The 13,828-nt window shown below is 38.8% G+C and carries 11 protein-coding genes; 2 read left to right on the forward strand and 9 right to left on the reverse strand.

The annotated features are described in order from the left end of the window. Positions 1–98: 98 nt before the first annotated feature. From pknB to AC1EKT_RS02950, 7 genes are read right to left on the reverse strand one after another with little or no spacing between them, the layout of a single operon-like run. Entirely contained in the window at positions 99–2,102 is a 2,004-nt protein-coding gene (gene pknB, locus AC1EKT_RS02920) for a Stk1 family PASTA domain-containing Ser/Thr kinase (protein WP_480033049.1), read from the reverse strand. After that, positions 2,099–3,061 (reverse strand): serine/threonine-protein kinase, encoded by a 963-nt coding sequence (locus AC1EKT_RS02925; RefSeq protein ID WP_391496109.1) that lies wholly within the window; start codon positions 3,059–3,061, stop codon positions 2,099–2,101. The genes pknB and AC1EKT_RS02925 overlap by 4 nt, the downstream gene beginning before the upstream one ends. Continuing rightward, positions 3,058–4,524, reverse strand: a complete 1,467-nt coding sequence (locus tag AC1EKT_RS02930) for a peptidoglycan D,D-transpeptidase FtsI family protein (protein WP_415683151.1) — start codon at positions 4,522–4,524, stop codon at positions 3,058–3,060. The genes AC1EKT_RS02925 and AC1EKT_RS02930 overlap by 4 nt, the downstream gene beginning before the upstream one ends. Then, a complete protein-coding gene (locus tag AC1EKT_RS02935; RefSeq protein ID WP_391496111.1) occupies positions 4,517–5,998 on the reverse strand; it encodes an FtsW/RodA/SpoVE family cell cycle protein in 1,482 nt (493 codons plus the stop codon). Before AC1EKT_RS02935 ends, AC1EKT_RS02930 begins: the two co-directional genes overlap by 8 nt. Further along, positions 5,995–7,659, reverse strand: coding sequence for a PP2C family protein-serine/threonine phosphatase (locus AC1EKT_RS02940; protein ID WP_415683152.1), 1,665 nt, complete (start codon positions 7,657–7,659; stop codon positions 5,995–5,997). Before AC1EKT_RS02940 ends, AC1EKT_RS02935 begins: the two co-directional genes overlap by 4 nt. Positions 7,660–7,662: 3 nt before the next feature. After that, a complete protein-coding gene (locus tag AC1EKT_RS02945) occupies positions 7,663–8,199 on the reverse strand; it encodes an FHA domain-containing protein FhaB/FipA (protein ID WP_116442549.1) in 537 nt (178 codons plus the stop codon). 33 nt (positions 8,200–8,232) lie between these two features. Beyond that, positions 8,233–8,934, reverse strand: a complete 702-nt coding sequence (locus AC1EKT_RS02950) for an FhaA domain-containing protein (RefSeq protein WP_004119721.1) — start codon at positions 8,932–8,934, stop codon at positions 8,233–8,235. 155 nt (positions 8,935–9,089) lie between these two features. On the opposite strand from AC1EKT_RS02950, the gene AC1EKT_RS02955 reads away from it, so the two are divergent. Further along, positions 9,090–9,785, forward strand: coding sequence for a phosphatase PAP2 family protein (locus AC1EKT_RS02955; protein ID WP_391496113.1), 696 nt, complete (start codon positions 9,090–9,092; stop codon positions 9,783–9,785). Positions 9,786–9,848: 63 nt separating this feature from the next. Further along, a complete protein-coding gene (gene mscL, locus AC1EKT_RS02960) occupies positions 9,849–10,259 on the forward strand; it encodes a large conductance mechanosensitive channel protein MscL (protein WP_004106097.1) in 411 nt (136 codons plus the stop codon). 85 nt (positions 10,260–10,344) lie between these two features. Here the strand turns inward: mscL and AC1EKT_RS02965 are convergent, their stop codons facing one another. Both AC1EKT_RS02965 and gyrA read right to left on the reverse strand, forming a co-directional pair. Next, positions 10,345–10,914 (reverse strand): DUF3566 domain-containing protein, encoded by a 570-nt coding sequence (locus tag AC1EKT_RS02965; RefSeq protein WP_391496432.1) that lies wholly within the window; start codon positions 10,912–10,914, stop codon positions 10,345–10,347. Positions 10,915–11,159: 245 nt separating this feature from the next. Continuing rightward, the gene (gene gyrA, locus AC1EKT_RS02970; RefSeq protein WP_391496114.1) at positions 11,160–13,790 is read right to left on the reverse strand and encodes a DNA gyrase subunit A; all 2,631 of its coding nucleotides are present in this window, start codon (positions 13,788–13,790) and stop codon (positions 11,160–11,162) included. Positions 13,791–13,828: the final 38 nt, after the last annotated feature.

Genomic DNA, 13,828 nt, shown 5'->3' on the forward strand with positions numbered 1-13,828 from the left:
AAAATGCTGCTTGTTCTACTTTTCTTGTAGCACAAGCAGCATATATATATTATTTATTTTTACAGATTCAATCTAAAACAAATCTGAATCAGTCTTAATCAGTCTGAATCAGACGGGGAGCTAAGGCTTGGGCGTGTAATTAATGTAATTGCTTTGCCTTTCTCAACCTTGTTTCCTGCTTCCTCAGACATACTAATGACTATATCGTCATCTTTTGCCATTGAATCAGATACAACTCTCAAGCCTTTTGCTTCAAGTATTTTCTTTGCCTGTTTGAATGTAACAGCGCCAAGATCTATACTAGGAACTTCAATTTTTGGAGCACCTTGAGAAACATACACAGTAACAGAGCTGTGTGGTTTAACAGAGGAACCAGATGTTGGATTTAGTCGAGTTACAGAACCTTCAGGAACATTATCTGAATCTTCCTTAACTACATCCGTAGTAAAACCAGAATTCTCTAATTGACTGATAACAATGTCTTTGCTTTGTCCAACAAGACCGTCAGGAATTTTAGTTAATCCGGATGCAATATACAAAGTAATTAACGTACCCTTATCAGCAAACGAATCTGCGTCAGGATCCGTGCGAGTTACATGATCTTTCTTGATGTCTGCACTATCTTCTACTCGAACATTAGCAATTTTAAATCCAGCATGTTCAAGCATTTTACGAGCAGCTTCTTGCGTTTTACCACTCACATCTGGCACGCGAGTTGATTGTGGTCCAACCGAGAACCATACAGTCACCTTGGATCCAGAAGCAACATGCTCACCTCCACGCGGCGATTGCTTAGTGAAAGTTCCTTCAGGTTGAGAAGAGTGATCATCTTCACGAATATCTGGAACCAAACCAAGTGCACGCAACTTTTCACGGGCAGCATCTTGAGTTGTTGTTTCCATAAATGTTGGAACTACAACATCTCCAGTAGCACGACTTCGATTGAGCATAAACAGTACACCTAGAAGAACTAATAGTGTTACCAACACTCCAACCATAGATCCGATTACTACGCGTTTACGACGTTGCGCTTGCATTGTCGCTCTTTGCGACGCACGCGTGCTAGGAGAAAATGCAATATTTGCAGATTCAACTTGACCAGTAATAGGATTAAACGATTGAGTTGCAGCACCATCTGTCATTCCCATAGCCATATTTGCAGCATTCTGCTCAGCCTGCTTACGCGCCTTTATATTAGCTAAATCAGTCAACGGATTGAACGCTGCTGCAACAGGAACTCCGCCATTCATAAACGCTAGAATGTCATTCTTAAATTCTGATGCTGTGGCATACCTGTTTTGTCTATCTTTTGCCATTGCTTTAGCGCAAATCTTGTCCCACATAGCAGGCATACCAGGAACAAGTGTGCTAATAGGAGTCGCTACTTCTGAAACATGCTGATATGCGATAGCAACAGCTGAATCTCCAATAAAAGGAGGGCGCCCAGTTAGCATTTCATACAACACACATCCTGCAGAATACAAGTCAGAGCGCATATCTACTTGTTCACCGCGAGCCTGCTCTGGAGACAAGTATTGTGCTGTTCCAACAACACCTTGAGACTGTGTCATAGTTGTTGCAGAATCATCAAGAGCTCTAGCTATTCCAAAATCCATGACTTTTACTAAGCCTTGCTCGGAAATCATAATATTTCCAGGCTTAATATCGCGATGAATAATACCCATTCTGTGTGAATACTCTAAAGCATTGAGCACGCCGAGCATAACTTGTTCAGCGTCTCTTTGACTTAAAGCTCCATTCATTTTTAGAACATCACGTAATGTTTTTCCTTTAATATATTCCATTACGAGATACGGCAAACGCTCTTCTAAGCCATTTTCTGCTATAACAGATTCTTCTCCAGAATCGTAAATATTTACAATATTAGGATTGTTCATCTGCGCAATGGCGTGCGCTTCCCTGCGGAATCGCGAAAGGAAAATCTCATCGTTCGCTAAATCAGAACGCATGATTTTCACAGCAACTGTACGACCTAAGCGCTTATCAACAGCAACACGCACTTCTGCCATGCCACCGCGACCAATAAGCTCCCCTAATTCGTATCGACCATTCGCTAATGAGGTAGGCATTGTGGTATTCATTGCTGCTCCTTGCGATCATTGGTATTAAAAATGTTAATAATATTTACTTGGTTTTGAGGCATACTCTTAATACATCTTCGCTGACGCAAATTTGTAGAAAGTACTCCTGTTGTATTGTTGAAGGCTGTTTCTTGATCTAGCAATCTGCGCTCAATGCGAGATAACACTTTCGACACGACTAATGCATCTTTTGGACGATCTTTTGGATTCTTTGCAAGCATAGACATAATAAACTGTTGCAATTGCAAATCAACATTTTCTGGCAAAGGTGGCACAGGATCATTAACATGTGCAGCAGCAATATCTACCGGCGTTGCTCCTGTAAATGGACGATGTCCGCACAAACCTTCATATGCGACAACACCTAACGAATAAATATCAGATTGTGCAGTAGCTTGCTCACCTTGCGCTTGTTCTGGAGAAATATATTGAGCTGTTCCAACTACCATTCCATCTTGAGTGATTTGTTCCTGGTCGCTAGAATATGACACACCAAAATCTGTGATTTTCACATTGCCAGTATCAGAAACCATAATATTTGCAGGTTTTACATCGCGATGAATTACGCCATGAGAATGAGCTACAAAAAGTCCTCGAGCTGTTTGAATAAGAATAGGAAGTAACTTGGTAGGCTCAATAATTTTTTCTTTATGATACAAATCTGCCAATGATTTACTTGGCACATATTCCATAATTAGGAATCCAATACCATCGTGCTCATAATAGTCAAATAATGCTGCAATATTAGGGTGCGCTAAATTGGCAGAATTATGCGCTTCAGCACGAAGACGGCGTAACTTTGCTTCAACGTTTACTGTATCTGTACGTAACGCTTTAATAGCAACAATTCGCCCAAGTTGAATATCAAAGCCTTTCCAAACTTCTCCCATACCGCCTTGAGCAAGGCGGCGATCAAGTCTATAACGATGATGAACTAACTGTCCTTCAACGAGTTTCATTGTTTAAGCGCCTCCTTCATCACTTGTTGCATAATAGGTCCTGCCGCATAGCTACCAAATGTGCTTGTGTTATGTACTATGACTGCTATAGCTATTCTAGGATTTTCAGCAGGAGCAAATCCAATAACCCAACCATTAGCAGCTTGATTATACATTCCAATCTGTGCAGTACCTGTTTTAGCTGCAACATGAATATTAGGTAAAGCAAGATTAGGATTTTCTTTTGTAACAACAGCCTGCATCATAGAAGTTAATTTAGATGCACTGTCACTACTCATTACTTGGTTCATAATAGTTGGTCTAGTTTGTGACAATACTGACAAATCACTAGATCTTACACAATCAACAAGAGTAGGCTTCATCAATGTTCCATTATTTGCAATAGCTGCCGCAATCATAGCGTTTTGCAAAGGTGTAACTTTAGCATCACCTTGACCTATTGATTCCAGAGCTAATCTATCTGGAGTTGGCTTAATAGAAAAAGTAGATTTCACGGATCGCATTGGGAATCCAGTAGAATCAGAACCATCAATGGTCAGCGAATCGAAGAATCCAAACTTTCTTGCCTGCTTTACAATTGCGTCAGAGCCTAAAGCATTACCCAATTGAGCAAAAGCAGTATTAGACGAATATGCTAAAGCATCCTCAAAAGATATTTTTCCATCAACACCATTTGCTTGGTAAGTGACATTTGTGAGAGACGTTTTGGTTCCAGGCAAAACATAGCTCTCACCGGCAGGTATTTTCGTATCAGGTTTGTATTTTCCAGATTCTAATGCTGCTGCAGCAACAACAGTTTTGAACGTAGAGCCAGGAGCATAAAGCTCAGAAACAGCACGATTCAGCATAGGATTTGACACATCTGATGTTATGTTCTCATACGATTTATTTACTTCATTAATATTGTGAAGAGCAAGATCATTTGGATCATAACTTGGAGTGCTTACCATAGCACGAATTCTTCCGGTTTTTGGCTCAATTGCAACTAAAGCTGCATCTTTGCCTTTAAGAAGATTATAAGCAAGATTTTGCAAACGTGAATCAATTGACGTCTCTATAGAAGCTCCGCGATTAGTTGCTCCAGTAAATAATGAACGGAATTTTTGCCAAAACAGAGCATCTGATTCTCCACTTAATAAGCTATTGCGAGAAGCCTCAATTCCTCTATCTGCACGCTGGCTAATAGAAAAATATCCAGTAACTGGAGCATATACTAATCCGTTAGAATACTGACGTTGATACACAAAAGCATCCTTAGATGGTTCAGATTTCGCTATAACTGTGCCATCTGATGTAAGTATTGCTCCACGCGGAGCACCAAACTCATGGTATAAAGCTCTGCGATTTCGAGGATCAGAATTCAAAGCATTCGCTTTAATAGAAGTAATAAGTGTACTAGAAATACCAAGTATTACAAAAAGTACCAATACTGCAGTAAAAAGTTCTCTAAGACTTTTATTCATTGTTATCACCTCTTTCTGAAGAGGAAATAACAGCAGAAGAATCTATATTATTTTCATAATTTGTATTGTTATATTCGTTATTATTTGTATTTGTCTTAGCTCGCTCTTGCAATTCACGCTCGCGCAATGCTGCTAAGGCAGCGTATTGGAAAGTATCTGAAACAGGAGCAGATTCAGGCTTATTTGCAGCGTGAGAAATAACAATAAGCAAAGATGCAAGCAAATAATTTGCCACTAAAGAAGAGCCTCCAGCTGCCATATAAGGCAAAGTTAAACCGGTTAATGGAATAACCAAAGTAATTCCACCAACAACAGTAAACACTTGGAAAGCCATAGTAAAAACAAGCCCTGAAGCTAATAATTTTCCAAAGCCATCTTTAATTTTCATTGCAGTAATCATTCCGGATGCAATAATAATTAAATATAAAACTAATACTGCGAGAAGCCCAGTAAGACCAAGCTCTTCACCAACAGAAGCATAAATAAAATCAGAATTAGCTAGCGGTGTTATAGAAGGATGACCTTGTCCTAAACCTGTTCCGGTTGTTCCTCCAGCAGCCAAACCAAACAATCCAGATACAATTTGCGCTGAGCCACCAGGGAAACGATTATAAACAGCATTGTCGAATGGGTGAAGCCACGAATCCACACGATATTGCACATGTGCGAATAACTTTACTGCCATCAAGCATCCAGCTACAAAAGCAATACCTCCAACAGCAATCCACCCTCTGCGACCTGTTGCAACATACAACATTGACACAAACATTGCAAAGAACATCAACGACGTTCCAAGATCATGCTGAATAACAAGCACACCCATTGATGCGGCCCATACTAAAGCAATAGGCCCCATGTCTTGTAAGCGAGGAAGGTGAATTCCCAAAACTTTATTTCCACCTACAGCAAGTCGATCACGATGATTAAACAGATACGCTGCAAAGAAGAACGACAAGAAAAGCTTAGCAAACTCTCCTGGCTGCACTGTGTGATCGCCAAAACCTATCCAAATTCTCGCTCCACCAATTTCTTTACCTAACCCAGGAACCATAGGTGAAAGCAAAAGAATTAAGCCTATAACCATATTCACATAAGAAAAACGCCTTAAAATGCGATAATCTTTCAAAAGAATAACGAAAATAATTGATAATACTAGTGCCGCACAAATCCACACCATTTGTTTTATTGCAACATTTGTATTATTTTGTCTGTCGATTCTAGCTATAAGAACTGTTCCAATTGCAGTTAAAAGCATAATACAAGGTAAAATAGCTTGACTTGCATATGGCTGTTTAACAAGAAGAACACCCCAAAATACAAAAAACAGCACCATAACAAGAATCAACATTGCTGCATAATTAGCAGAAATATAACCGTCAACACGGAAAAACATCTGTAAAAACGCCATTCCAGAAAGCAAAGTTGCAAAAAGCAACAATGCTATCTGTCTTATACGCGTAGCAATCATATTCATGAGGTTTTACCCTCCTGCTTCGCGTTATCTTTATTTTTATTTATTTTATTTTCTAATTTCTTTTGATTCTGTTCATTAAGTTTTTCTTGTTCTCGCGCACGCATTTCTCGACGAATTAACGAAGCATGACCACGAGCCTCAGCTAAGCTGCCAAAACTAATTCCTTCTTTTAATTGATCCTGCCAAGATTTATCTAGTTTATTAACAGGAATGTTGGTAGATTCCACTTCGTGAGATAATGCAATACCGAAAATATTTGTTGGCACTCCTTGATAAATAACAACTTTGTTACTGTCTTTTCCAATATAATATTGCGTTTGAGTCCACGCATATACTCCGTAGCCTATTGCAGAAATAACAAATAATACTAGCAATATTACCAAAGATATTCCTATGCGAGTCCACCTGCGCCTCAATGAATGAGCACGATGCGCCTCATCCTGCTCATGTTTAACAGCACGAGCAACATCTGGATCATGAGGATCCGTGGAAACTTTACCATTCTTCTTTTTGACTATAGGAATCTCATTAGTGTCAGGTGTATGTAATTCTCCATCTTCTTCGCGAATATGTGAAGGTTGCACAATTCTTGTAATAGATATTGTTCCTTCATTTGTATTTTCAGAATTATCGTCATCTTGAGCTAGCGCGGCTGCTCTTTGAGCTGGTGAATTCTTATCTTCGCGCAATGCTGGTGATGAAGCTACTGCTTTATTTACGATATCTGCAATTGATTCGAGATCATTACTTGCAGCTCCTCCAATAAGCGGAGTTTGATGTGGAAGATCAAATGCATCAGCATCAAGTGCAAGCGTTGCGTCTGCAATAACGGCTGTAACATTATCTGTACTACCAGCACGAAGTGCCATAGATACTAATTTTTGAGCGCATTCTTCTTGATTAGAAATACTACTCATCACATCTTGAATAGTTGAATCTTCAAGAACTCCACACAATCCATCAGAGCAAAGAAGCCAACGATCAGAAGGATGCGCTGAACGCAAAGCAATATCAGGACGAGGGTCTATATCAAAATCACCTAGCACTCGCATAACAACATTTCGTTGAGGATGATTTCGCGCCTCTTCAGGCGTAATATGACCCGTATCAATCAAATGCTGAACATAACTATGATCAGTAGTCATGCGCATAAGATGATTATCTCTTAGTAAATACGCTCTAGAATCGCCTAAATGAGCCAGAACCCAGTATCCTTTTACAAGAGTTACTGCAGTAACTGTCGTTCCCATTCCAGCAAGACGACGCTCACGTTTAGCTTTACCAACAATCGCATCATGAGCAGCCATAATCGATGTTTCCATCATCGAAGAAACAGTTTTAACATCATGAGGTCTTGAATCTTGTTCAATATGTGCAAGAGAACGAATCGCTATAGTAGAAGCTGTATCTCCTCCAGCATGACCACCCATTCCGTCGCAAATTGCAGCTAAATGTTCACCAGCAAATGCAGAATCTTGATTATTACTACGAACAGTTCCAACATCACTGACAGCCGTAGCATACATAAAAAGTATTTTTTCTACAGAATTCGCGCAATTTTCTTTAATATCATTTTTATCTGTTATAGATGATATTTTTTCTATTTGCCCAGTAACTGCAGTTTGAATTTCTTTTTCGTCGTTTGAATTGATTTGTTTCATTTATTACCTCAATTCAAACATTGTTGCTCCAATTCGCACAGAAGTACGTGGAGCTAATATAACAGGTTCGGTAACACGATTATGACCAATCATGGTTCCATTTGTGCTGCCTAAATCTTCAAGAACCCAAGAATTAACTGACTGATTAAAATAAACACGAGCATGATGCGAAGATACAAATTCATCGTTTAATACGACTGTATTAGACGCAGCACGACCAAGAGTTACACCAGCAGCGTTCAATGGGAATGAAGAGCCTGCCAAAGGTCCGTCAATAACAACTAACAAAGTTGGAGAACCGTACGTATTTTCTTGATTTTCTGCTTTTGTAAATACTGGCGTTTCATGTACTTGCACAACTTGTGAAAACTTTGCTTCACGAGAATTACGACGAGAATTTTTCTTCCAAAAACGAGATTTTTTAGGACTAAATACCTCAATATCGCAGCGAAGCGAACGGATAGCGCACCATACAAAAATCCAAAGTAAGACTAGAAAGCCATACTTAAGTATTGCGAACGTTAATTCAGTGAACATCATGCGCGTTATCGTCTCCTAGCTCGGAAATACTCACTACTCCTGGTCTTGAGACGATGCCCAATAAAGAATACGCGTACGACCAATAGTAATAGTGTTACCATCAACTAATGTTGCTGCAGGAACTTGATGACCCTCTACATATGTACCATTAGTAGATCCAAGATCACGAGCAATAACACCGTCAGGAGTTATATCAATACCAAGATGATGACGAGAAATGCCTGGATCATCTATTACAATATCGCAACCAGATCCACGTCCTAAAATAGTACGATCCTTTGTAAGCAAGTACTGGTTACCATTAATTTCAAGCATAGGATGATTCTGTTGCTGATCATCTGTGGTAACAGGAACAGCATTACCTTGAACAGATTCGGATGTCAAATGGAAATTACCTTTAGTTAATTCCAAATCCTCTTCAAAAATAACAACTACAGGTCCTACGAAAGCATAATGCTGACTCTTAGCATATTGAGTAAGATTATCTGCAAGCTCATTAGCTAATGCTTCACTGCCCCATTGTTCAATATGATCAAAATCAGGAGTACTCAGCTTAAAACGGTACTCATTTGGAGCAACTGTGTGATCTCTGCCAATTGGCATAGCTTCAGCGTCAATTTCACGTTCCAAAGCACTCGAAAAATCGACTGGCTGTAAATCTTTGGAGCCGAATTTTGCGAAGACGCCGTTCATTGCACCTTCCACGCTCTTCTCAAATCGGTCAAACACGCTCATGGTAAACCCTTTCTATCTGTTCATCATAGTACTCGTCACCGGGTACGGTGTTCAACTCCCACACGCTTTTCTTCTAATATATTTTCTTTTTTATACATATTATTTCGTACTCTCCAACGTGCATTTACATCATTGTGCGTGTAATCTTAACAAGTATGATGCAGAAAAATAACAGTAATCACAGCGGATTATCGGTTTTCACTAGAAATTCCGCTACCATTTTTACACTATTACTTGCAGTTGTTATTCCGTGCTTAGGAAAAGCATTGCTAGTTACGAGTAAAGAGCGCACTTACGAATCTTCAATAGTCGCTTGGTTCCATAAAAGCGTTCCATCTGTAATTCTCAGTATTTCAAAAATATTAGCTTTGATTTTTTCAACTAAAGGTTGCATAGCAATACTTGTTTTATTAGCAGCTCTTTCATTATTTATAAATAAAAATTGGAAGATTACAATAATTCAACTTTTAATTTCGCTTCTTCCTATGATTTATATTTTTGCAGTTAAATTTGCTGTAAATCGTCCGCGTCCGTACATTGGTTTGAATATTAAATTACCACCTGATCCAAGTTTCCCAAGTGGTCATACTTCAGCAGCTGTAGCAGTTTGCGTTATGGCAATGTTAATTCTTTACATTAATAAACCATCGTCAGTTCAATTTGGATTACTTTTTAGCGCAATTCTTGTTGTTATAGTTGCTGTTTCACGTATTATTGTCGCTGCTCATTTCCCTACGGATGTATTAGCTGCAGCAATTATATATCCGCTACTTTCTGTTGCAATTTTGCGCTCATTCCAGCGTCATAATTTATATATTGACAACAGAAATAATGACAAATCTACTTACTAAGAACAAGTACTAGATTCTAATTCAAAATCTAATATCCAATAATATAAAAGTAAGGAAATACTAATGATAAAAGGATTTAAAAAATTTATTTTAAGAGGCAGCGTAATCGATATGGCTGTCGGTGTTGTTATGGGTAGTGCAGTAACTGCAGTAGTAACAACGATAGTTAATTATATTATTAATCCTCTTATTGCAATGATTTGCGGAAAGCCAGAACTTAATGGCGTTCTGACTATTAGTATGAATGGTGCAACAATTTCTTTCGGCGCAGTAATTGGAGCATTATTGAATTTCCTTATTGTTGCTACAGCAGTTTATTTCTGCATTGTTTTACCTATTAATAAATTACGTGAAATTGGTGCAGATTTGTTGCAAATTGAACATGAAAAAACTGAAGAAGAAAAAAGAAAAGAACGTGAAGAAAAAACTATTCAACTGTTACAAGATATTCGTGACGAACTAGTGAAACGCTAATTTCTTTATTTTTCTTATAAAAATTCCCACTGCTTCTTAGTAAACAGTGGGAATTTTATTAATCAAAACTAAATTATTCACACTATCAGTCGTCACCTAAAGTAATGTGAATTCCTCCAACTAATGAACCAACAACGTTATATAGAAGTGCGATTATTGCAGATAATACGGTTATTATGACTATTTCTACAATTGAAAAAATAGTTACAGCACTTAATACTGTTGGTAGTGAGAACACATCTGCAAGATTAAAACCGTTACTATCCAAGCCTGTAGAAGAAACAATCTGCGTTACTTGATCAAATACACCAATCATATTCAAGAACAACCATATCAAACCTGCAGCAATAACTTGAATAATTCCTCCTGCAACGCTTAGAAGGAATGTTACTTTTGCTACGGACCATGCATCTACTCTTACTAAAGAAAGACTCATACGACGAGCACGCGGAACACGTCCTGATTTTGTTGCGTTTGATTTATTGGAAATGGATGAAGCAACGCCACCAATTGTACGACGATACGTATTGGAACTACCACTAACACGTGCAGATGATGATGAATTTTTAACAATATTTCCTAAAGAAGAATTACCAGATACTTCATCAAAATTATTTTCTTCACTTGAATGATTAGCTTCATTAGAAGGAACCATTTTTTCTGCATATAATTCTGTGTTATTAGACAAAAATCCTGCAGATTCCTCATTCATATTCATCGGATTTTGCGATGGCTCAAAATTTTCGCTCATCTCAGTGTTCCTTCTCTTATTAATTTGCTTATAATCAGTGTCATTATACCAATGAGAGTACCAATAAAAACAGACTAGAACAGTTTTTATTAGTACTCTCAAATTTTTACGAAATAATATTATTAATATTATTCCGTATAAGAAGTTTCTTAAGCTTCCTCATTTTCTGAAGTAGCTTCTTTTTCTTCTAATTGATTTTCTTCGTCATCCGTTTCTTCATTACGAGCAATAGAAATAATTTCATCGCCCTTATCTGGCTTAGCTAAAGTCACACCTTGAGTTGTTCTACCAGTGCGCTTCACTTCATTAACATCAGAACGAATTACCTTACCGGACTTCATAATTGCCATTACTTGATCTGTTTCTTCAACAATCAAGGCACCAACCAAAGAACCGCGACCCTCTGCAAGTTGAACAGCTTTAACACCGTAGCCGTTTCTTCCTTGCAAACGATACTCTTCAATAGCAGTTCGCTTAGCAAAACCTTCATTAGTAACAACAAGAAGATCTTTACTAGTTTCTGCTGCAACAACGTCCATATCGAGTAATTCGTCACCTTCACGGAATCTCATACCCTGAACACCGGCAGTCTGACGACCCATTGGTCGAAGTTGTTCATCATCTGCTCTAAACTTCAAACTCATTCCAAGCTTAGAAACAAGAATAATGTCATCTTCTGAATTGCACAAAGCTGCACCAATGAGCTCATCAACAGGTTCACCTGTTTCTTCATTTGCCATCAAGCGTACAGCAATCAAACCGCCTTGACGTGGAGAATCATACTCTTGTAAAGCAGTTTTCTTAACTTTTCCAGAACGAGTTGCCAATACCAAGTATTTAGCAACATCATAATTTGGAATTGATAATACTGCTTGAATTGTTTCTCCTGGAGTAAATTGCAACAGATTAGCAACATGCTGACCTTTAGAATCGCGAGATCCTTCTGGAAGTTCGTAAGCTTTCAGACGGTAAACTCGACCACGATTAGTAAAGAAGAGCAACCAATTGTGTGTAGAAGTTAAGAAGAAGTGATCAACTACATCATCTTCACGCAATTTAGCGCCTTTAATACCTTTACCACCGCGATGCTGAGCACGATACTCGTCTGCCTTAGTGCGCTTAATATAGCCTGCACGAGTTACGGTTACAACAACGTTTTCTTCAGCAATAAGATCTTCAACATTCATTTCACCAGAGAATGGAAGAATCTTAGTTCTGCGATCATCACCATATTTTGCAACAATTTCATCAAGTTCATCGCCAACAATTTTGCGCTGACGTTCTGGGCTTGCCAAAATATCGTTGTAATCAGCAATTTTGATCATCAAATCTTCATGCTCGTCGAGAATCTTCTGACGTTCCAAAGCTGCAAGTCTGCGAAGTTGCATTGCAAGAATGGCATCTGCTTGAACTTCATCAACATCAAGCAAATTCATTAAACCAGTACGAGCAGTTTCAACATCTTTAGATGAACGAATTAAAGCAACAACTTCATCGATCATATCCAAAGCTTTCAAATAGCCTTGCAAAATATGATCTCGCTCTTCAGCTTCACGCTTTAAGTAACGTGTACGCCTATCAATTACTTCAAGCTGATGATTTACCCAATGACGAATAAAAGCATCCAAACTCAAAGTTCTAGGAACGCCATCAACCAAAGCAAGCATATTTGCGCCGAAAGTTTGCTGCAATTGCGAATGCTTATATAAGTTATTTAAAACAACTTTTGGAACAGCATCGCGCTTAAGAACAAGAACCAAACGCTGACCAGTACGGCCAGACGTTTCGTCGCGCATATCTGCAATACCTTGAATTTTTCCATCTCGTACAGCTTCACGAATAGAAGCAGCTAAGCGATCAGGATTAACTTGGTATGGAAGCTCGGTAACAACCAAGCACATACGTCCCTTAATTTCCTCAGTATTAACTACTGCTCGCATTGTAATTAAGCCGCGACCTGTACGGTACGCTTGCTCAATTCCTTTATGACCTAAGATCGTTGCTCCAGTAGGGAAATCAGGTCCTTTAATTCGCTGAATTAAAGCTTCAAGAAGTTCTTCATTGCTTGCATCAGGATGCTCCAAAGCCCAGTGCACACCATCAGCCACTTCACGCATATTATGAGGTGGAATATTGGTTGCCATACCAACAGCAATACCAGCAGAACCATTAACTAAAAGATTTGGAAAACGAGCTGGCAAAACTGTAGGCTCTTGAGTTTTACCATCATAATTTGGCAAGAAATCAACGGTATCTTTATCGATATCTCGTACCATTTCCATAGCCAATGGCGCCATACGACATTCCGTATAACGCATTGCTGCTGCAGGATCGTCACCAGGAGAACCAAAGTTTCCTTGACCATCAACAAGCATATAGCGCATTGACCAAGACTGAGCCATACGCACTAAAGTGTCATAGATAGCAGAATCACCATGAGGGTGATACTTACCCATAACATCACCAACAACGCGAGAGCACTTGTTATATCCTCGATCAGGTCTGTATCCTCCGTCATACATTGCATAAATAACACGACGGTGAACAGGCTTCAAACCATCACGAACATCTGGTAAAGCACGCTCAACAATAACAGATAATGCGTAAGCTAAATAAGATTCGCGCATTTCCTGCTGCAAATCCATGTTCTTTACGCGAGCACCCTTCATTAAGCCATAATCAGTATTATCTGCTTCCTGAGGGCTCTGTGGTTCCATTGAACCATCTGGAAGCTGATCTCGCTCAGCATCATCACTAGCGGAATTTATTTCGTCTACCACTTCAATTCCTTCTTAATCTTATAAAAATTAAAGTTTTT

The organism is Bifidobacterium sp. C0047B3 (genome assembly GCF_056590535.1).

Coding starts and splice junctions, on each gene's coding strand:
- pknB (WP_480033049.1), bottom strand. CDS start 2,102: ATGAATACCACAATGCCTACCTCATTAGCGAATGGTCGATACGAATTA.
- AC1EKT_RS02925 (WP_391496109.1), bottom strand. CDS start 3,061: ATGAAACTCGTTGAAGGACAGTTAGTTCATCATCGTTATAGACTTGAT.
- AC1EKT_RS02930 (WP_415683151.1), bottom strand. CDS start 4,524: ATGAATAAAAGTCTTAGAGAACTTTTTACTGCAGTATTGGTACTTTTT.
- AC1EKT_RS02935 (WP_391496111.1), bottom strand. CDS start 5,998: ATGAATATGATTGCTACGCGTATAAGACAGATAGCATTGTTGCTTTTT.
- AC1EKT_RS02940 (WP_415683152.1), bottom strand. CDS start 7,659: ATGAAACAAATCAATTCAAACGACGAAAAAGAAATTCAAACTGCAGTT.
- AC1EKT_RS02945 (WP_116442549.1), bottom strand. CDS start 8,199: ATGATGTTCACTGAATTAACGTTCGCAATACTTAAGTATGGCTTTCTA.
- AC1EKT_RS02950 (WP_004119721.1), bottom strand. CDS start 8,934: ATGAGCGTGTTTGACCGATTTGAGAAGAGCGTGGAAGGTGCAATGAAC.
- AC1EKT_RS02955 (WP_391496113.1), top strand. CDS start 9,090: ATGATGCAGAAAAATAACAGTAATCACAGCGGATTATCGGTTTTCACT.
- mscL (WP_004106097.1), top strand. CDS start 9,849: ATGATAAAAGGATTTAAAAAATTTATTTTAAGAGGCAGCGTAATCGAT.
- AC1EKT_RS02965 (WP_391496432.1), bottom strand. CDS start 10,914: ATGGTTCCTTCTAATGAAGCTAATCATTCAAGTGAAGAAAATAATTTT.